Source organism: Mycolicibacterium aubagnense, assembly GCF_010730955.1.
GTDB classification, from domain to species: Bacteria; Actinomycetota; Actinomycetes; order Mycobacteriales; family Mycobacteriaceae; genus Mycobacterium; species Mycobacterium aubagnense.
In genome coordinates, this window is the sequence record NZ_AP022577.1 from 1654642 (window position 1) to 1673911 (window position 19270).

16 protein-coding genes are annotated in these 19270 nt (G+C 69.1%); 6 read left to right on the plus strand and 10 right to left on the minus strand.

Annotation, left to right across the window (positions count from 1 at the left end; genetic code table 11):
* Positions 1-41 precede the first annotated feature (41 nt).
* Positions 42-449, plus strand: a complete 408-nt coding sequence (locus tag G6N59_RS08200) for a DoxX family protein (RefSeq protein WP_138231688.1) — start codon at positions 42-44, stop codon at positions 447-449.
* Here G6N59_RS08200 and G6N59_RS08205 read toward each other — a convergent pair.
* Both G6N59_RS08205 and G6N59_RS08210 read right to left on the minus strand, forming a co-directional pair.
* Entirely contained in the window at positions 432-3704 is a 3273-nt protein-coding gene (locus G6N59_RS08205; RefSeq protein WP_138231689.1) for an ATP-dependent helicase, read from the minus strand. The two genes, G6N59_RS08200 and G6N59_RS08205, sit on opposite strands and share 18 nt — an antisense overlap.
* On the minus strand, positions 3695-6835 hold the full coding sequence (locus G6N59_RS08210) for an ATP-dependent helicase (protein ID WP_138231690.1): 3141 nt from the start codon (positions 6833-6835) through the stop codon (positions 3695-3697). The genes G6N59_RS08205 and G6N59_RS08210 overlap by 10 nt, the downstream gene beginning before the upstream one ends.
* An 89-nt stretch (positions 6836-6924) precedes the next feature.
* Between G6N59_RS08210 and G6N59_RS08215 the strand changes: the two genes are divergently transcribed.
* A complete protein-coding gene (locus tag G6N59_RS08215) occupies positions 6925-7710 on the plus strand; it encodes an alpha/beta fold hydrolase (RefSeq protein ID WP_407665835.1) in 786 nt (261 codons plus the stop codon).
* 2 nt (positions 7711-7712) lie between these two features.
* Complete coding sequence (locus G6N59_RS08220; RefSeq protein ID WP_138231691.1) at positions 7713-8018, plus strand: MGMT family protein; 306 nt, start codon at positions 7713-7715, stop codon at positions 8016-8018.
* Here the strand turns inward: G6N59_RS08220 and G6N59_RS08225 are convergent.
* From G6N59_RS08225 to G6N59_RS08250, 6 genes are all read right to left on the minus strand, one after another.
* Positions 8005-8964 (minus strand): isopenicillin N synthase family dioxygenase, encoded by a 960-nt coding sequence (locus G6N59_RS08225; protein ID WP_138231692.1) that lies wholly within the window; start codon positions 8962-8964, stop codon positions 8005-8007. The two genes, G6N59_RS08220 and G6N59_RS08225, sit on opposite strands and share 14 nt — an antisense overlap.
* A complete protein-coding gene (locus G6N59_RS08230) occupies positions 8961-9401 on the minus strand; it encodes a nucleoside deaminase (RefSeq protein ID WP_138231693.1) in 441 nt (146 codons plus the stop codon). The genes G6N59_RS08225 and G6N59_RS08230 overlap by 4 nt, the downstream gene beginning before the upstream one ends.
* On the minus strand, positions 9398-10792 hold the full coding sequence (locus G6N59_RS08235) for a purine-cytosine permease family protein (RefSeq protein WP_138231694.1): 1395 nt from the start codon (positions 10790-10792) through the stop codon (positions 9398-9400). Before G6N59_RS08235 ends, G6N59_RS08230 begins: the two co-directional genes overlap by 4 nt.
* A gap of 57 nt (positions 10793-10849) precedes the next feature.
* Complete coding sequence (locus G6N59_RS08240) at positions 10850-11704, minus strand: TIGR02569 family protein (RefSeq protein ID WP_138231695.1); 855 nt, start codon at positions 11702-11704, stop codon at positions 10850-10852.
* A gap of 95 nt (positions 11705-11799) precedes the next feature.
* Positions 11800-12978: an adenylyltransferase/sulfurtransferase MoeZ gene (gene moeZ / locus G6N59_RS08245; RefSeq protein ID WP_138231696.1), complete on the minus strand. Its 1179-nt coding sequence runs from the start codon at positions 12976-12978 to the stop codon at positions 11800-11802.
* Between the two features lie 119 nt (positions 12979-13097).
* Positions 13098-14141, minus strand: a complete 1044-nt coding sequence (locus G6N59_RS08250; protein WP_138231697.1) for a DUF3152 domain-containing protein — start codon at positions 14139-14141, stop codon at positions 13098-13100.
* Between the two features lie 256 nt (positions 14142-14397).
* On the opposite strand from G6N59_RS08250, the gene G6N59_RS08255 reads away from it, so the two are divergent.
* A complete protein-coding gene (locus G6N59_RS08255) occupies positions 14398-15075 on the plus strand; it encodes an HTH-type transcriptional activator FasR (protein WP_138231698.1) in 678 nt (225 codons plus the stop codon).
* Positions 15076-15145: 70 nt separating this feature from the next.
* Here the strand turns inward: G6N59_RS08255 and G6N59_RS08260 are convergent, their stop codons facing one another.
* A complete protein-coding gene (locus tag G6N59_RS08260; protein ID WP_138231699.1) occupies positions 15146-15382 on the minus strand; it encodes a DUF3107 domain-containing protein in 237 nt (78 codons plus the stop codon).
* Between the two features lie 363 nt (positions 15383-15745).
* Here G6N59_RS08260 and G6N59_RS08265 point away from each other — a divergent pair, with 363 nt between their 5' ends.
* Positions 15746-16702, plus strand: coding sequence for a hypothetical protein (locus G6N59_RS08265; protein ID WP_179970283.1), 957 nt, complete (start codon positions 15746-15748; stop codon positions 16700-16702).
* Between the two features lie 33 nt (positions 16703-16735).
* Here G6N59_RS08265 and G6N59_RS08270 read toward each other — a convergent pair whose 3' ends face one another.
* Complete coding sequence (locus G6N59_RS08270; protein ID WP_179970284.1) at positions 16736-17449, minus strand: ferritin-like fold-containing protein; 714 nt, start codon at positions 17447-17449, stop codon at positions 16736-16738.
* Between the two features lie 260 nt (positions 17450-17709).
* Between G6N59_RS08270 and G6N59_RS08275 the strand changes: the two genes are divergently transcribed.
* Positions 17710-19260, plus strand: a complete 1551-nt coding sequence (locus G6N59_RS08275) for a DEAD/DEAH box helicase (RefSeq protein WP_138231700.1) — start codon at positions 17710-17712, stop codon at positions 19258-19260.
* The last annotated feature ends 10 nt before the right edge of the window (positions 19261-19270 follow it).

Sequence of the window (19270 nt, forward strand, 5' to 3'; positions counted from 1 at the left end):
GAGGCTCACCACGGGACGGCTCAGCACAGCACTATGTAACCATGACCGCCCCCAGTAGAACTGCCAACACCGCTCCCAGCCAGGCCCCCGCATACCGAATGGGCGCGCTGCTCGTCGGGATGGGCGCACTGCATTTCGTCGCGCCCAAGCCGTTCGACGGCATCGTCCCCGAAGAACTGCCCGGCACCGCGCGGTTCTACACCTACGCGTCGGGTGTCGCCGAAGTCGCGACCGGCGCCGCACTGCTCGTGCCGCGCACCAGAAGGCTGGGCGCGCTGGCCGCCGTCGCGCTGTTCGTCAGCGTCTTCCCGGCGAACGTCAACATGGTCCGGCTCTGGTGGCCCAAGGGCTGGGCGGCGCGCATCGCCGCGCTGGCCCGGCTGCCGCTGCAGGTGCCGATGGTGACCCAAGCGCTCAAGGTCTACCGCAATTCACCCGACGCGCATTAGCGCCGCCAGCTCGTCCGCGGCGGGCAGGTCGGTGGGTGCCACCGTCTGCCCGGCGCGCACGTAGTGGAAGACCGCCCGCACCGAGTCGACGGGCACGCCCTGGATCGACGACCAGGCCAGCCGGTACACCGCCAGCTGAATCGCCTTGGTGCGCAAGGTTTCCGGAGTGGTCGGCGGATCACCGGTCTTCCAGTCCAGCACGGTGTAGCCACCGTCGGCGTCGGCGAACACCGCGTCGATGCGGCCGCGGATCACGCGATCGCCGAGCACCATGTCGAACGGCACCTCGATGTCGATCGGGGTACGGGCCGCCCACGCCGACAGGGCGAACGCGGCCTGCAGGTCTGCCAGTTCTTCGGCGACGGACTGCCCCAGCTCGGCGTCGACCGCACCGGGCAGGTCGTCGAGGTCGAACAGCCGCTCTGCCGAGAAGTACCGCTGCACCCAGTCATGAAACGCGGTGCCCAACAGCGCCTGCGGGTCCGGTCGGGACGGCAGCCGCCGCTGCAGCCGTTGCAGTGCGCCGGACCGGTCGCTGCCCAGGTCGACCAACGCGCTGACCGACAGTTGCGGCGGCAGCTCGAGTGGACCGCGCTCCTGGCTCCGCGCGCGTTCGGCCAGCAGGGCATCGACGTCGGCGGACCAACCGTGGGGATCCTCGGCGCTTTCCTCGGTGCCGGCGGCCAGCGCCTGGGCGACCAGGGCCGCACCCCGGTCGACGTCCGCCCGGCGGGAACCGGCCGGGTCGACGGGCCATGAGCATTCGATGACGTTGTCCCGCAACGGGTTGACGGCGCTGTCGGGTGGCGCGGCGGCCCACTGCTCGATCTCGCCGCACGGGTCGCCTTCCGCCGCCGCGCGTTCGATGATGTCGCGCATCTCGACCAGGAAGTCGGAGGGCCCAGCTGGTTTCGCGGCCGTCGTCCCCCAGTGGTACCCGGACAACAGCAGGGTGTCCTCGGCACGGGTGAGGGCCACGTAGAGCAGGCGCCGCTCCTCATCGGTCCGCCGCTGATCGAGCAAGGCCTTGTGCGCGGCGATCTTGTCCGCCAACACCTTCCGGTCGTTGACGTCGGACGTGTCGAGCACCGGCACCCCGTGTTCGGACAGCTCGGCACGGTCGCCGCGCAGCAGCGGCGGTAGGTCGCCCGCGTCGGTCAACCAGGTGCGCTGCGACGCAGTGGACGGGAACACCCGGGCCACCAGATGCGGCACCGCGACGATCTGCCACTCCAGCCCCTTGGCCGCGTGCACCGTCAGGATCTGCACCCGGTCCGAGGCCACCGTCACCTGTGCCGGTGCCAGCCCGTTCTCCACCTCCGCGGCGGCGGTCAGATACGCCAGCAGTCCGACGATGGGCGCCGACGCGTCGGCGTCGCCGGCCGGCCTGGCCGCGTACCCGGCGACCACATCGGCGAATGCATCGAGGTGCTCGGTCCCCCGCCAACCCTCGGAAACGCCACTGGCAGCGCGAGTTTCGGCGTCGATGCCCAGAACCCGTCGCACTTCGGCGACCAGGTCCGGCAGCGGCTGATGCAGATGTGCGCGCAGCTGGCTCAGTTCGGCGGCCAGGGCCAGCAGCCGGCGGTGGCCCTCCGGCGAGTAGCGGTCGGCCGGACCGGGGTCGCTGATGGCGTCGGCCAGGCAGGCGTGGTCGGCATCGGGCGCAACCTGGGCTATTGCCTTGTTGATGGCCTGCTCGGCAGCCGACCCGGACGTCCGCGCGGCATCGGGGACATCCAGTTCCGAAGCGCGACGCCACAGCGCGGCCAGGTCGGCGGCGCCGAATCTCCACCGCGCGCTGGTGAGTACCCGCATCGCGGCGACCCCGGCGGTCGGTTCGGCGACCAGGCGCAGCATCGCGACCACGTCGGCCACCTCGGGGATGGCCAAGAGCCCGGCCAGGCCGACGACTTCGACGGGTACACCACGTGCCGTCAGCGCCTCAGCGATGGGCGCGGCATCGGCGTTACGGCGTACGAGGACGGCCGCCGTGGGCGCCGGTTCGCCGGCCGTCACGGCACTGTGGTAGCGGCGGGCCAGGTGGTCAGCCACCCAATCACGTTCGGCGACAACATCATCCAACAACGCACACTGGATGGTCCCCGGCTCGGCGCCCGGCCTCGGTAGCAGTTCGCGCACACTCACGCTGCGGCGCCGGGCCTCGGCGGACACCGCGTTGGCCAGTTTCAGAGCCCGCGGTGGGTTGCGCCAGCTGGTCCGCAGTTCGAGCGTCGGGGCCGGCGAGCCGTCCGAGCGCCGGAAGTCGGTGGTGAACCGGGGCAGGTTGGTGGCCGACGCGCCGCGCCACCCGTAGATGGACTGGATCGGGTCCCCCACCGCCGTCAACGCCAGGCCGTCGTCGACCCCGCCGCCGAACAGCGACGACAGCGCGACCCGCTGGGCGTGCCCGGTGTCCTGGTACTCGTCGAGCAGGACCACGCGATACCGTGCCCGCAGCTGCGCGCCGACCTGTGGGTGACGCTCCACCAAGCGGGCCGCGGCGGACATCTGGCTGCCGAAGTCCATCACCTGCGCGTCCCGCATCCGCTGGTGCACGGCGTCGATGAGTGGCACCAGCTCGGCGCGCTCGGTCTGGGTCGCCAGCAGATTCAGCAGCCACTGCGTGGGGCCACCGCGCTGGCCCGGTCCCGCCGGGAGCGTGTGGATGAGCCGTTCCAGCTCGTGGTGGGTGTCCCGGACAGCATCGGTGTCGACGAGGTGCTCGGACAGCTGGCCGGCCAGGCGCAGGACCATCTGGGTGATGGCGGCCGGGGACTTGTCGGTCTGCAACCGCCCCGGGTAATCGGACACCACCCGAAAAGCCAACTGCCACATTTCGGTTTCGGTGACGAGCCGGGTGGCCGGTTCGATGGGCAGCAGCAGCCCGTACTCGCGGAGCAGGGTGCCGGCGAAGGCGTGATACGTGCTGACGGTCGCGTGCTCGTCGGCCAGCGAAACGCCGGGCAACAGGCCCGAACCGGCAAGCCGCGCCAGCCGGGTACGCACGCGGCGCAGCAGCTGTCCGGCAGCTTTCCGCGTGAAGGTCAGCCCCAGCACCTGCGACGGGGTGGCGTAGCCGTTGGCCACCAGCCAGACCACCCGCGCGGCCATGGTCTCGGTTTTGCCGGCGCCGGCACCGGCGATCACCACCAGCGGTCCCGGTGGGGCGGCGATGACCGCGGCCTGCTCGTCGGTGGGGGTGAACAGCCCGAGCGCCTCGGCAAGGTCGGCGGGGCTGTATGTCACGGGCATGCCCCCTTCGTACCTTGCGCCGGGCACATGGCCCGCACCGGGCAGGTCGCGCACCCGGCGCCGGCGCGCGCGACGAAGTGCGGCCCGGCCGTCGCTGCCGCGGCATCGGTGACCCGCTGCCGCCACTGTGTCTGAGCCGACTCCCCCATCGGATCCTGCTCACGTTCGGTGGCGCCGGTCTTGGCCGGCTTGGCCGGATACACCAACCGGCCACCTCCCGGCTGATCACCATGCGACACAACACCTTCCGCGATGGCCAGCTGGTAGAGCGCCAGCTGCGCGTGCTGCTGGGCATCGGCCTTGGTGGCCGGGCTCTTGCCGGTCTTGACGTCCACCACGACGAGACGGCCGGCACGGTCGCGTTCGAGCCGGTCGATACGTCCCTTGACCTGAACCTGCGGCCCATCGGATGCGTCGGCGACCACGCCCGTGACCTCGAGTTCGGTGCCGACCTCGGTGAGCTCACCGCGGCTCTCCTGCCGCCAGGTGGTGAACGTGGCGAGCATGGCGCGGTAGCGCTCCAGCTCGTTCTCGGCATACCAGCCGGATTCGAAAGGCAGCTGCTGCCAGACCTTTTCGAGCTCGCTGCGCAGCTGCGCCTCGGTCCGGCCGGAGTCGGCGACCAGCGCGTGCACCAGCGAGCCCAGCGCCGAGCGCAGGTCGCGGCCGTCGCTGCCGCCATGGCGCTCCAGCATCCAGCGCAGCGGGCAGTCGGTCAGGGTCTGCACCGTTGACGGGGACACCGTGACGACGTGTCCGTCGCCGGACCACAGCGGCTCGGCGGTGGACAGCTCGGTGCTGCCATACCATTGCGCCGGGTGTGCACCGGGTACCCCGGCCTCGGCAAGCCGGGCTAATTGCGCTGCCGCACACAGCCGGTCAGTCTCTTCGACCGCGCCGTCGGGGGCGCACACCACCGACCGCAACCGGCCGACCAAAGCCGACGGGGACAACACCGCGGGGGCGTGGACCGGCAGGGCGTCGGCGTCGGGATCGGTACCGCCGGCCAGTGCCGCCAACTCCTCGAAGAAGGTCGACGGCAGCAGCGCCTCGTCACCGTTGTCGCTGTCGACGGCCGTCACCAGCACCCGGCTGCGGGCCCGGCCCAGCGCGGCGACCAGCAGCCGCCGTTCCTCGGCCAGCAGCGGAGCGGTGGCCGACATGCCCCGAACGTCACCCACACCGTCGACGACGTCGAGCAGCTGCTGGGTCCCGAGCACGCCTCCGCGAGGAACAGTGTTGGGCCACAACCCTTCCTGCAGACCCGCGATGACCACGAAGTCCCATTCCCGCCCCAGCGCGGCATGGGCACTCAGGACGGCCACCTCGTCGGCCTCGGCGCGCTCCGGTGTCGAACCCGCCCAGGACAACGCGCGGACGTGGTCGATCAGGCCGGTGAGCGATGCCGCCGCGGTGCGCGCCACATACTGATCTGCAGTGTCGAACAGCGCGGTGACGGCGTCCAGGTCGGCGCCCGCAGCAACCCCGGCCACACCCGGGCGCCCGGCCGCGGCCTGCCACCGTCGCGACAACCCGCTGGCGTGCCAGGCCTGCCACAGCACGAACCGCGGGTCCTGGCCGGTGGCCGCCGACCGGCGCGCCGCGTCGAGGACCGCGCGGACCCGTCGTACCGGCCGGGCCAGCTGATCGGGCAGCAGATGCTTGCAGTCCGCGCCCACCGCTTCGACGAGCAGCTCACCGAACTCACGGCCGCTGCCGTCGGCGCGGCGCAGGGCGCGCCGCAACTGGCGCAACGACACCGGGTCGACCCGGCCGACGGGACCCGTCAGCAAGGCCAGTGCCCGATCGCCGGTGAGCTCATCGGCGACGCAGTCCAGCACCGTGAGCAGTGCGCCCACCGCCGGATGCTGGGCCGGCGGCGCGGTGTCGGCTTGCTGCTGCACCGGAACCCCGGCCGCGGTCAAGGCCCGGGCCAGCGCTGTCCCGGCCCGCGGCACCGACCGCACGATGACGGCCATCTGCGACCACGGCACGCCGTCGACCAGGTGCGCGCGCCGCAGCGCATCGGCGATCAGCGCCGATTCGGCGTGCGGCGAACCCGCGACGCGCACCGTCAGCGTGCCGGCCTCCCCTGCCGCCGCCGACGACGTCAGGGCTCGGGAGGCGTCCACACCGGGCAGCCGCCGGGCCACGGCCGCGACCGCGCCGGCCACCGCGGGGGCGCAGCGGTGGGACTCCGTCAGCACCACCTGCGGCTGATCCTCGGGGCCGTACAGCAGCGACGGCTCGGCGCCGCGGTAGCCGAACACCGTCTGGCTCGGGTCACCGGCGATCACCGTCAGCTGGGCGCCGGCCGCCAGCACCCGCACCAGCAGCGCGGCCTGCGGATCGAGGTGCTGGGCGTCGTCGACGAGCAGCAGCTTGATCCGAGAGCGTTCGGCGTCCAGCAGCGCGGGATCGACGGCGAAGGCTTCGAGCGCGGCGCCCACCAGCTCGGCCGCGCCCAGCGCCGGCACGGTCGCCTGCGGAGCGGCCATGCCGACGGCACTGCGCAGCAGCATCACCTGCTCGTAGACCTGCGCGAACCGGGCCGCGGCCACCCACTCCGGGCGCCCCGCCTTACGACCGATGCGGCGCAGGTCCGCGGGGTCGACGCCGCGTTCGGTGCAGCGCGCCAACAGGTCGCGCAATTCGGTCGCGAACCCGGCGGTGGCCAGCGCCGGACGCAGGTGCAGCGGCCAGTCCACACTGGCCTCGTCGCCGTCCTCCAGGTCACCGGCGAGGAGCTCGCGGATGATGCCGTCCTGCTCGGCGCTGGTGATCAGCCGCGGCGGCGGGTCACCAGCACGTTGCGCGGCCTGGCGCAGCACGGCGAACGCGTAGGAGTGCAACGTACGGACCAGCGGTTCCCGGGTGACCTGGCCGGACTCGCCGAGCAGCGCCGAGGTGATGGCGCCGCGCGCCCGAGTGCCCAACCGTGCCGAACCCGTGAGCAACAGTACGGACTCCGGATCGGTCCCCGTTGCGATATGCGTTGCCGCAGTGCGGATCAGCAGCTCCGTCTTCCCCGTTCCGGGGCCGCCCAGCACCCGCACCACACCGCGCTGGCCGGGCTCGGTCAGGGCATTAACCGAGCCGGGCGCGGTGAGTGCGGAGTGCGGGGCGGCCATGGCAGGAATGCAACCACGGGGGTACGACAAGTTCGGCCCACTGGGCGAGCGCAGCGACGGGACGGCCGAAGTCTGGCAGCATCATTGCGGTGAGCTTGCAGGTGTATCGCTACGGACCGGCGCGGCCGGCACAGATTCTGGCCCTGCACGGCCTGACCGGCCACGGAAAGCGGTGGCAGACGTTGGCGGATGGGTACCTGCCCGAATACGCCGTGCTGGCACCGGATCTCCTCGGGCACGGCCATTCCTCCTGGGCGGCGCCATGGAACATCGATGAGAACGTCGCCGCCCTGGCCGCCCTGCTCGAGGACCAGGCCGGCGGTCCGGTGGTCGTGGTGGCGCATTCGTTCGGCGGCGCGATAGCGCTCAATCTCGCTGCCGCCCATCCGCATTTGGTGTCGGGCCTGGTGCTGCTGGACCCGGCGACCGGGTTGGACGGCAGCTGGATGAGCGAGATCGCCGATGCCATGCTCGGCTCCCCGGACTACCCCGACCGGCGGGAGGCCCACGCCGAGAAGGTGAACGGGTCGTGGGGGGAGGTCTCGGCGAAGTACCCGGAAGAACTCGAACGCGACCTGGACGAGCACCTGGTCACCCTCCCCGGCGGACGCTTCGGCTGGCGGATCAGCCTGCCCGCCATGATGTCGTACTGGAGTGAGCTCGCCCGCCCAATTGTGTTGCCGCAGCCGGGCACGCCGACGACGCTGGTGCTGGCGAAACGCACCCACCCGGCCTATGTGACCGGTGAACTGGTGTCCGCGTTGCAGGCCCGACTCGGCGCCGATTTCGTGCTCACCGAATTCGACTGCGACCACATGGTGCCGCATGCCATGCCCGCCGAAACCGCCGACGTGATCCGGCGCCACCTGGTCTGATCATGGCCGCGGTCACGGACGAACAGGTGGAGAAGGTGCGGGGCCTCGTCGCCTCGATACCGCCCGGCCGGGTGTCGACCTACGGCGATATCGCCGACGCCGCAGGGCTTTCCAGCCCGCGGATCGTCGGCTGGATCATGCGGACGGACTCCTCGGACCTGCCCTGGCACCGCGTGATCAGCGCCTCGGGCCGGCCGGCACCGCACCTGGCCACGCGGCAGCTCGAGAGGTTGCGCGCCGAAGGCGTGCTGGCGGTCGACGGGCGGGTTCGGCTGCGGGAGTATCGGCACGAGCTCACCCGACGGTGATAGCGTCCAGCCGTGCCTTGATGAACTCCGAGGAGACCACGGGCGCCAGCCCGGACACCGCTCCGATGGGCGGCCGCAACGGGGTGATCAGCGCATCGTGGTTGGCTTCGTAGAAGTAGATCAGCGACACCAGGTCTTCTTCCGGTGCGTGTGGTTGCGGCGGCAGCACGCGATGCCGACCGGACGGCCAGCGTCGTCCGCTCCAATACTCCAGCAGGTCGCCGATATTCACGGTCAGCGCGCCGGGTTCCCAGGGGGCGTCCTCCCAGCCCTCGGCGTCGGAATACACCTGCAGCCCGCCGGCGCCCGGCTCCCGGTCGAGGACGGTGACGGTGCCGAAATCGGTGTGCGGGCCGATGCGGAACTGCCCGGGCTCGGGTTCACCCACCACGCTCACTGGCGGGTAGTGGTTGATGTTCATCGTCCAGGTCGGCCGATCCGCCAGCGCGGCAAAAGGATTCGCTGACAACCCCAGCGCGTGTGCAAACAGGGCCAGCAGATCGTCGGACAGCCGGCGCATCTGGGCGGTGTAGTCATCCACCAACGTCTGCAATGTGGGCACCTCGGCGGGCCATACGTTGGGGGCGAACCAGATTCGATCCACCTCCGAATCCCCGGTCGATGTTTCCGCGCCCAGACTGAAGCTCTCTTTGAGGTCGGGAGGCGTCTCGGTGCCTTCGGCGTAACCGTTGGCCTCGGCGCCCGGGCCGATCCAGCCGTGCCCGCCGACCGGCACAGAGTACCGTCGCTTCACCTCGTCGGGCAACGCGAAGAATTCCCGGCTGGCCGCACGGACCGCAGCCGCCAACCCCTGGTCCACCCCGTGGCCGGTGACCACGATGAAACCGGCTCGCCGCAGACCCTCGTCGACTTCGGCGGCCAACGCGTCAGCCTCGGCTCCGCCGGCATACCAGCGGGAAATATCCACTGTCGCAATGGCACTCATTCGCCGATATCCTCCGCCCACAATTCCGGACTGGTTCGGATGAACTCATCCATCATCGCCACGCACCGCGCGTCGTCCAAAAGGGTGACCGCCACACCGTGTTCGGCCAGCCAATCATGACCACCGTAGAACGTGCGGGCCTCCCCGATCACGACCGCGCCGATGCCGAACTGCCGCACCAGCCCGCTGCAATACCAGCACGGCGAAAGCGTCGTCACCATGATGGTCGAGCGGTAGCCGCGCTGACGTCCGGCCGCGCGGAACGCGTCCGTCTCGGCGTGCATCGAGGGATCATCGTTCTGCACCCGACGGTTGTGGCCGGCGCCAAGGAGTTCACCACCGGCACGAAACAACGCCGCACCGATCGGAATACCACCTTCGGCCAACCCTTTTCGCGCTTCAGCTACCGCAACGTCGAGCATCTGCTCAGGGGTCATACGGACGCGCATTCCGCGGAGATTTTCGATCGGCACAGCACCAGGTACGCGGCACCCGAGATGACAAAGCCGACGAAGAAGGTGATATCGCCGAGTTCCGGCACCGCCCGAGCGATATAGCCGACGAACTTCTCCTGGTTGGAGAACAACAGCACCGACAGGCCCAGGCCCAGCGCGAAGGACAACAGCCCCGGCCAGTTCGAGTACGAGCGGTCGTAGAGATAACCGGCGATCTGTTGTCCGCGACGCAGATACTGATCGGCGAAGACCACACCCAGCCAGGGGCCGATCCAATAGGCGATCACCAGCAGGAACGCCTCATAGCTGTGCGCGGCATCGGGCAACGCCCACCACGCGATCAGGAAACCGGCCACGCCGAAGAAGACCGTCACCAGCGCCCGCGCGATGTGTGGCGGCAACGTGATCCCGATGGTCACGAAAGCCATTGCCCCAGAATAGATATTGAGCGCATTGGCGGCGATCGCACCGATCGCGATGGCCAACAGGGTCGCCTTGGCCAGCCACGGCGCGAGCTCGGCGGTGAACGACCCCGTCGGATTGCCCAGGCTCGCCGCGCCGACCGTCGTCGATGCCGCCCCGACGATCTCCAGGACCACACATGAGACGAACAACCCGGTGGAGGCGAAGAACCCCGTCGCGAAGGTGGACACCGCCGACGGCAGATAGCGGGTGTAGTCCGCGGCGTACGGGGTCCAGCCGGCCGCGTAACCGAACGCGGTACCGACGGTGAGCAGGAAGCCACCGAGTCCGCCAACCCCGCCGGACGGCGCCGGCGCACCCAGCTCCGCATGCGCGAAAATTCCCACCGATGCCGCGCCGAAGACGATGGCCAGCGCCGGGAACGACCACCGCTCGAACGCCTGCACCAGGTTGTGGCCGAAGAACGCGAACACGGTCTGCAACACCACGATGATGATCAGGCCGATCAGTGGCCCGAAGCCGAACAGGGTGGACAACGCAAACGCACCGCTGACACTGTTGGTGGCGAACCAGCCGACGCCCGCGGTGATCGACATCAACGTCGCAGGCACAGCGTTACCCTTGAACCCGAACGCCATTCGTCCCAGCACCATCTGCGGCACGCCGTGCAGCGGTCCGCGCGCGGACAGGAAATAATGCGCGATGGCACCCAGCCCGGTACCGACGACGATCCCGGCAACCGCCTGCCAGAAGCTCATGCCGAATGCGAGGACGGCCAGCATGCCGACGAACACCGTCGCGAATTCCATGTTGGGTGACGTCCACGTCCAGAACAGCTGACTCGGCTTGCCGTGCCGGTCCGCCTCGGCGATGAACTCGTTGCCGCCGGGTTCGACCGCAGCGATCCTGTCCTTGTAGGTTCCGTCGGTGGTGGGTTCAACAGCCGTCATGCGAGGTAACTTTCTCACCGAACGGGGCACGCTGCCATTCGAATGCCGGCGCGCCGGCTACAGCACCAGGCGGACCAACGCTGCCGTGCGGGCCAGACCTGGGAAGGCCGCGGCCGTCGAACGGGGGTGCAGCGCGTGCACCGCAAGCCGGAAGATCAACGCGCGCAACAACATCTGCGGCCACTCCGGCAGCGACGCCCAGCGTTCGATGAGACCGTCGTCAGCCTCGCCCCACGACAGCGCGTCGACGACGACCACACCCGCGGCCCACGACGCCGGCCGCCAGTACGGCGTGATATCGGTGATGCCGGGCGCGGCGGTGCCGGCGAACAGCACGGTGCCGTAGAGGTCGCCGTGCACCAGCTGGCTCGGGTTCCGGGTCGGCTTGCGCAGGGACGCAAGCTGATTGATCAGTTCGACCGAGCGGCGTCCGTCGGTGGTGCCGGGCACCGCCCGGGCACCCGGCGGCAGCGACTGCAGCGGCCGGTCTTCCCAGGCCGCGCGGTCGGCGGCGATGAAGACGTCGACGTCGCTCCACGGCACCGCAGGCGGTTGCGTCAGGAAGCGCGGTCGCTCCAACTTGGCGGTTGCCTCGTGCAACCGCACCGCGGCCGAGACGATTTCGTCGTGGCGCGGTTCAGGGGTACCGGTGACGAACGTGTCGGCCCGCCAGCCGCCGACGACGTAGCGGCCATCGGTCGCGCGCACCGGACGGGCCAGCCGGACGCCATCGACGAACAGCGTTTCGCGGACTTTGGCCGACCAGGAGGCGCGCGCGTTGTCGGCGACCATGGACAGCACCACCTCACCGCAGCGCCAGCCACCCTCCCAGCTTGAGCCGAGCGGTACCGCCCGCAGACCGGTCAGGCCGAACGCCGTCAGCACATGTTCAGGAGGACGGTCGACGGTCACCCGATCAGACTAAGGCGTGCCTGCCCGGACACCGCTTTCCCCCGTCGCTTCACTCGCCCGCGTGTCCATCCCGTCGCTTCGCTCGCCCCGGTGCGTCAGTACATGACCATGTCGGGTTCCAGTTGCCTGGCCCAGGCCACGATTCCGCCCTGCAAATGCAACGCGTCCGCGAATCCGGCCTGTTTCAGGGCGAGCAGAGCCTCGGCCGACCGGATCCCGGTCTTGCAGTACAGCACCGCGATTCGGTCCTGCGGCACGCGCGCCAACCCGGCACCGGAGTCGAGCGTCGACTTGGGGATCAGTTCGGCGCCCTCGATGTGGTTGATGGCCCACTCCGAGGGCTCCCGCACGTCGATCAGCGCGACGGGCTTGCCGGAGTCGAGCAGCTCCCGCAGCTCTATCGGGGTGACGGTGGAGTCTGCGGCCGCCGCAGCCGCGTCGTCGGAGACCACGCCGCAGAACGCGTCGTAATCGACGAGCTCGGTGATCTTCGGCGTCGCCGGATCCTTGCGAATTGCGATGGTGCGGTAGGTCATATCCAGCGCGTCGTAGATCATCAGCCGGCCCAGCAGCGACTCCCCGATGCCGGTGATCAACTTGATGGCCTCGGTGCCCATCACCGAGGCCACGGAGGCGCAGAGGATGCCCAGCACCCCGCCCTCGGCGCACGACGGCACCGTGCCCGGGGCCGGCGGCTCCGGGTAGAGGTCGCGGTAGTTCAGCCCGCGCCCGTCGGGGGCGTCGTCCCAGAACACCGACACCTGACCGGCGAACCGGTAGATCGAGCCCCAGACGTACGGCTTGTGGGCCAGCACGGCGGCGTCGTTGACGAGGTAGCGGGTGGCGAAGTTGTCGGTGCCGTCGAGGATCAGGTCGTACTGCTCGAACAGCGGCACCGCGTTGTCGGTGTCGAGCCGGAACTCGTGCAGATTGACGGTGACGAGCGGGTTGATCTCCAGGATCGAATCGCGGGCGCTGAGGGCCTTGGACCGACCGACGTCGGACTGGCCGTGGATGATCTGGCGCTGCAGGTTCGATTCGTCGACCACGTCGAACTCGACGATGCCGATGGTGCCGACACCGGCCGCCGCGAGATAGAGCAGCGTCGGGGAACCCAATCCCCCGGCACCGATCACGAGCACGCGGGCGTTCTTCAGCCGCTTCTGCCCGTCGACCCCGAGGTCGGGGATGATCAGGTGACGGCTGTACCGCGCCACCTCGTCGCGGGTGAGTTCGGCCGCCGGCTGCACCAGCGGCGGCAACGCGTTTGCCATGCCTTCAACACTAGTGAGAGACATTTTTTGACACGCTCGGCGGCTGCGAGCGGCCTGAAAATGCACGTCTGACGCGGCGTGTCGGGCGCAGACACGCACTCTCGCGGGGGACTGCGCGATCAGGGGATGGGGTACGGCCAAGAGTTGACGTGGCAGGTCTTGCCGTCGGGCTTGACCGACTCCGGGTCGAACCTTGCGTCGTCGTTGTTGCTGGTCGAGAAGGTCTGCTGCATCATGATCGGCGCCAGGCCGCCGTTGTCGCCGCACGGCTCGTGCATCCGGAACCCGAGGGCGTGCCCGACCTCGTGGTTGATCAGATACTGCCGGTACGAGCCGATGTCGCCCTGGAACGGCACCGCACCGCGCACCCAACGCGCCTCGTTGATGAACACCCGGGACTGGGCCTTGCCGCCGTCGGCCGGGAAATACGCCGGGTTGAAGCACGACGACTCGAGCTGGATGTCGTAGCCGCAGCCCTCTCGCACCGTCATCGGTGAGGTCAGCGAGACCCGGAAATCGGGCTTCTCCGGTGAACTCTCGTCGAGCCGGGTGAAGGCGAACTTGCCGTCGTGCGTCCAGCTCTTCGGGTTGGCGAGGGTTTCGGCGACCATCCGCGCAAACGCCTCGTCGCCGCCGAAACTGGTGGTGTCGACGCCGTCCTCCACCTCGACGGTGTAGGTCACCGCCTTGGTGGTGCCCTGGCCGATCTTCGGCGTGGTGCCCGGCACGATGTGCCACGCCTTGGCGCCGGCCTCGGTGAACGCTCCGCCGTCGGGGAGGACTCCAGTCGGCAGGTTGACGTCGAACTGGGTCAGGCCCTTCGGCGGTGCGCCGACGATCGCGGTGCTCGCCGAATTGGTGGGCTGACCGACCAGAGGCCCGTGTGGATGATCCGGTGTGACCGGCTTGGGGCCCGAGATGCCCTGGTAGACCACAATTCCGGTGACAACAGCCAGCGCGGGCAGCGCATATGCGCGCCACCCGTACGTGGATAAGAAGCGACCAAGCCAGGACTGCTTGCGCCACTGCTGCCGGTCGTCGCGATTGGACCGGAGGCGACCTGAGTCCTCTGCCACCGGATCCCGCTGGGCGCGCAAAGGCTCACGCCACTCGTTGCGCACCACAGGGACGCGACCGGTGCCTCGGCCCGGGTCGTAGGTCACCGAACCAGGATGGCATAGAGCTGCACGAACGCTTGCCATGGCACGCCACCGGCCGTTCAAGTGCGGCAGCCACAATCGCCGAACCGCTGGTAGCAGGCGGATGCCGCGAACTAACGGTAGTAGTGTCGTGGCGATAAACTGCCGGGTCGGTCAACCTGAACAACAAGTTGGGCGACCATGAACGACAGGGGCCAGACCGGTCCCTGAACAGTTGGTCACGGACATATGTGCCGGACAATGTCAGATTGAGGACGTGATGAGCGAGGTTGCCAACACCTCTGACGCCAGAGGGACGCAAGCCGGATCCGACGGTGCGCAGGGCGGCCCGACCACCAATCGGCGGGGCAACCGGCTGCCTCGCGACGAACGGCGCGGCCAGCTGCTGATCGCCGCCAGCGATGTCTTCGTGGACCGCGGCTACCACGCCGCCGGGATGGATGAGATCGCCGAACGCGCAGGCGTCAGCAAACCCGTCCTCTACCAACACTTTTCATCGAAGCTCGAGCTGTACCTGGCGGTGCTGCAGCGGCACGTGGACAACCTGCTGCAGGGTGTGCGCGGGGCGCTCAGCGCGACCACCGACAACCGGCTGCGGCTGCGTGCCGCCGTCGAGGCCTTCTTCGACTTCATCGAGCACGACAGCCAGGGCTACCGGCTGATCTTCGAGAACGACTACGTCACCGAGCCGCAGGTATCGGCGCAGGTGAAGGTCGCCACCGATTCGTGCACCGACGCCGTGTTCGACCTGGTCAGCAGCGATTCCGGGTTGGAGCCCCATCGCGCCCGGATGATCGCCGTCGGCCTCGTCGCCATCAGCGTCGACTGTGCCCGCTACTGGATCAACAACGACCGGCCGATCTCCAAGGACGCGGCCGTCGACGGCACGGTGCAGTTCGCGTGGGGCGGACTGTCACACGTTCCACTCACCCGCTGACGCGGCGCGATCACACAAAAACTGCCCCATTCCGAACGGAACGGGGCAGTTTTTTGACGTGCGGCCGGTGTCAGTCCTTGCCGGTGACGCCGAAGCCGACGCGGCGGACATCCGCCGCACCGATCTCGACATAGGCGATCTTGGCGGTTTGCACGAGGAACCGGCGACCCTTCTCGTCGGTCAACGCGAGCACGCCCGAATCCGCACCGAGCGCGTCGATGACCAGCTTCTCCACTTCTTCGGGAGTCTGCGCGCTGTTGAGGAACAGTTCGCGCGGGCTGTCGGTGACCCCGATCTTGACCTCCACGCTGACCCCTTTCATTCGTTTTCAAGACTTCATTCGAGCTGTTATCGAACTCTCCCCAGGAGGCTAGTGGACGGTGACGGCCGCGGTGCCCGCGGGCACGTTCGCCGTAGGCGAACCACGTGCGGAGGCCGCCGGTGGCGAATACGTGCGGAGACCCCCGCCGAGGTCACGACGTCGTCACAATTGCCGCTCCGGAAACGCGGCGGGCCGGCCCTACTTTTCGAGGTCGCGACGGGTCGTCTCGGCCCGGTCGGCCGAACCGAGTCCCGACCGTTATCCAGAGGCCAGCGAGCCAACCTCATCGGTAACTTCCGCACCACTAGCATCGATGAGGTAACTGATACTCGACCGGGGAAAGTCGCCATGAGCAGGACATATTCGCGATATTCAGCACCGTCGGGGGCGTCCACCGGCAGCTACGGGGACACCCCGAGCGACCAGGGCTACGACCGCGGCTACAGCTACGGCTCCAGCACGGGGTACGGCAGCACCGACTACACCAGTCGCCGCACACACTCGTACGACTCATACGGTTCGTACAGCTCGTACGGCTCGGCCACCGGCCTGGCCGACCGGCCCACCGGCGAGTACCCGAGCACCTACGGCGACACCGACCGGTTCACCGCAGCTGACGCGGACTACGCCGGCGGGGCTCATGCCGACGCGGCGTACGACGACTACGACCACGACTACAACGACGACGAGATCTACGAGTACGACGACGCCATCGATCGGCGGTGGGTGTGGGTGGCGGGTGTCGCCGGCGCCATCCTGCTGGTCGCGGTGATCTGCACCGTGGTGATCCTCGGTGGCGGCGACAGCGGCCCGGTCACCGCGCCGATCACGCCGCCCAGCACCAGCCAGTCGGCAACACCGACCGCTTCCGCTGCGCCGTCGGCGGCTCCGAGCCCGCGCGTGACGGCCGCACCGCCGACCGCGTCGCTGGCACCCGAGACCGTCACGACCGTCACCCCGACCGCGGCAGCCCCGACGCCCGAGGCCGTCCCGCCGGTCGACCCGGCGGCACCTGCAGCACCTGCAGCACCGGTCCCGAACACGGTGACCTACCGCGTCACCGGCAACAAGTCGCTACTGGACCTGGTGACGGTGATCTACACCGACGGGCAGGGCGCCCTGCAGACTGACGTCAACGTGGCACTGCCCTGGGCCAAGACGGTCACGCTGAACCCCGACGTGACGTTGAGCTCCGTGACCGCCACCAGCGTCACCGGTCAGCTGAACTGCTCGATCAGCGACGGGTCGGGGACGGCGCTCGCCGCGCAGAACAACAACACGATGATCACCACCTGCACGAAGTAACCAGCACAGCACCACAGAACCGGGTGCGTGAGCTCAGCCCAGGCCGAGTTCGCGTACCCGGTTCTTGTGTGTCTCCTGCAGGCGCTCGAAGAACTCGGTCATCTGGGTCAGGCCCTCGCCGCTGGACAGCACGAGATCGACGAGTTCGTCGTGCTCGGCCATCACGAACTGCGCCTGGGTGATGGCCTCGCCCAGGAGCCGCCGCGACCACAACGCCAACCGGTGCCGCTGCCGGTCGCTGGCGCTGACCGCGGCCCGCACCTCGGCCACCACGAACTGGGAGTGGCCGGTTTCCGACAGGACCGCACGCACGACGTCAGCGGCCTCGGCAGGCAGTGAACCGGCGATCTCCAGGTAGAAGTCCGCCGCCAGGGCGTCACCGACATAGGTCTTGACCAACGCCTCCAGCCACGTGCTCGGCGTGGTCAACCGGTGGTAATTCTCCAGTGCCGCAGCGTACTTCGTCATCGCCGGCACAACGTCCACCCCGCGGCGCAGCAGTGCCTCACGCAGCACGTCGAAGTGCCCCATCTCGGCCGCCGCCATCCGCGCCAGGTTGATGCGGCCGGCCAGATTCGGCGCCATCCGCGCCTCCTCGGTCAACCGGTAGAACGCGGCGACTTCGCCGTAGGCCAACAAGGCGAACAGCTCGTTGATACCAGGATGATCGCCGGATACCGCCGGCTGCACCGGAGTTGCCGTCTGCTCGGGCAGCGCCTGGGACCTCGAAGGCGACGGGGAAGGCATGGCCCCAACTGTAGACCGCGATTCGTGTCACAGCCGACCGGCGGCGCGACCAGCTACAATGGTCTCGGCTGCAGTCAGATTCTTCGTGAGATGGGCTGCGACCAAGGAAATGTGCGTGCACGTGTTGGCCCTCGCCGGAACACCCGGCTGAATTCGGCAGATTCGCCCCAAGGGCCCAAGTGTTGATCGTCAGACTCGTGCGCGCGTGGACAACAGCGAGCACTGACTCCGATGACACTGGAAGGCATCCACGCCACCTCATGACCGCATTAACCGCACACACAACAGAAGAAAAAACTTTCGCTGACCTGGGCGTTCGGGACGAAATCGTCCAGGCTCTCGCCGAAGACGGCAAGGCCCACCCGTTCGCGATCCAGGAGCTCACCCTCCCGCTCGCGCTCGCCGGCGACGACCTGATCGGCCAAGCCCGCACCGGTATGGGCAAGACCCTGGCCTTCGGCGTGCCGCTGCTGCACCGCGTCGCCTCCGATGCTTCGCTGCCACTGACCGGCACGCCCCGGGCCCTCGTCGTGGTCCCCACCCGCGAACTCTGCATCCAGGTGTACGGCGACCTCACCATGGCCGGCAAACATCTCAAGGCCGGCGAGGCCGGGGAACGCAAACTCCGCGTCGAAGCCATCTACGGCGGCCGTCCCTACGAGCCGCAGATCGAGGCCCTCAAGCAGGGCGTCGATGTCATCGTCGGCACCCCGGGCCGGCTCCTGGACCTGGCGCAGCAGGGCCACCTGCAGCTCGGCGGCCTGTCCGTCCTGGTCCTCGACGAGGCCGACGAGATGCTGGACCTGGGCTTCCTGCCCGACATCGAGCGCATCCTGCGGCTGACCCCGGATTCCCGGCAGGCGATGCTGTTCTCGGCCACCATGCCGGACCCGATCATCACGCTGGCCCGCACCTTCATGAACCAGCCGACGCACATCCGGGCCGAGGCCCCGCACTCGGCGGCCACCCACGACTCCACCAAGCAGTACGTCTACCGCGCCCACGCCCTGGACAAGATCGAGATGGTCAGCCGGATCCTGCAGGCCACCGACCGCGGCGCGACCATGATCTTCACGCGGACCAAGCGCACCGCACAGAAGGTGTCCGACGAGCTCGCCGAACGCGGCTTCAAGGTCGGTGCCGTGCACGGTGACCTGGGCCAGATCGCCCGCGAGAAGGCGCTCAAGTCCTTCCGCAACAGCGACATCGACGTGCTGGTCGCGACCGATGTCGCTGCCCGCGGCATCGACATCGACGACATCACGCACGTCATCAACTACCAGATCCCCGAGGACGAGATGTCCTACGTGCACCGCATCGGCCGCACCGGCCGCGCCGGCAAGACCGGCATCGCCGTCACGCTGGTCGACTGGGACGAGCTGACGCGCTGGTCGATGATCGACAAGGCCCTGAACCTGGACTGCCCGGACCCGGCCGAGACCTACTCCCGCTCGCCGCACCTCTACGAAGAGCTGGGCATCCCGACCGACGTCACCGGCTCGATTGGCGCCTCCCGGGCCAAGCCCGCCAAGAAGTCTGCAGCTGACCCCGAGGTCAAGCGCGAGTCCAGCACCGACAAGGACCGCCCGGCCCGCAGCCGCAGCCGGTCCCGCCGCCGCACCCGCGCCGGCGAGTCCGCCACGGGCCATGTCGAGACGGCCGGCGCAGCCGAGGGCGATACCGCCGATGCCGGTGCGTCGAGCGGCGACAGCTCCGCCGAGTCGACCCACTCCGGTCGCCGCCGCCGGCGCCGTCGTCCGAGCAAGGCCGGATCCGAGGCCGCGGCCGTCGCCGCACCTGCAGCCGAGTAGCCGCAGGTCG

Bases quoted from the DNA above. Each gene is read 5' to 3' on its own strand.
- G6N59_RS08230 (WP_138231693.1), bottom strand. From the start codon at position 9,401: ATGACCCCTGAGCAGATGCTCGACGTTGCGGTAGCTGAAGCGCGAAAA.
- G6N59_RS08200 (WP_138231688.1), top strand. From the start codon at position 42: ATGACCGCCCCCAGTAGAACTGCCAACACCGCTCCCAGCCAGGCCCCC.
- G6N59_RS08275 (WP_138231700.1), top strand. From the start codon at position 17,710: ATGACCGCATTAACCGCACACACAACAGAAGAAAAAACTTTCGCTGAC.
- G6N59_RS08210 (WP_138231690.1), bottom strand. From the start codon at position 6,835: ATGGCCGCCCCGCACTCCGCACTCACCGCGCCCGGCTCGGTTAATGCC.
- G6N59_RS08220 (WP_138231691.1), top strand. From the start codon at position 7,713: ATGGCCGCGGTCACGGACGAACAGGTGGAGAAGGTGCGGGGCCTCGTC.
- moeZ (WP_138231696.1), bottom strand. From the start codon at position 12,978: ATGGCAAACGCGTTGCCGCCGCTGGTGCAGCCGGCGGCCGAACTCACC.
- G6N59_RS08205 (WP_138231689.1), bottom strand. From the start codon at position 3,704: ATGCCCGTGACATACAGCCCCGCCGACCTTGCCGAGGCGCTCGGGCTG.
- G6N59_RS08265 (WP_179970283.1), top strand. From the start codon at position 15,746: ATGAGCAGGACATATTCGCGATATTCAGCACCGTCGGGGGCGTCCACC.
- G6N59_RS08225 (WP_138231692.1), bottom strand. From the start codon at position 8,964: ATGAGTGCCATTGCGACAGTGGATATTTCCCGCTGGTATGCCGGCGGA.
- G6N59_RS08235 (WP_138231694.1), bottom strand. From the start codon at position 10,792: ATGACGGCTGTTGAACCCACCACCGACGGAACCTACAAGGACAGGATC.
- G6N59_RS08255 (WP_138231698.1), top strand. From the start codon at position 14,398: ATGAGCGAGGTTGCCAACACCTCTGACGCCAGAGGGACGCAAGCCGGA.
- G6N59_RS08270 (WP_179970284.1), bottom strand. From the start codon at position 17,449: ATGCCTTCCCCGTCGCCTTCGAGGTCCCAGGCGCTGCCCGAGCAGACG.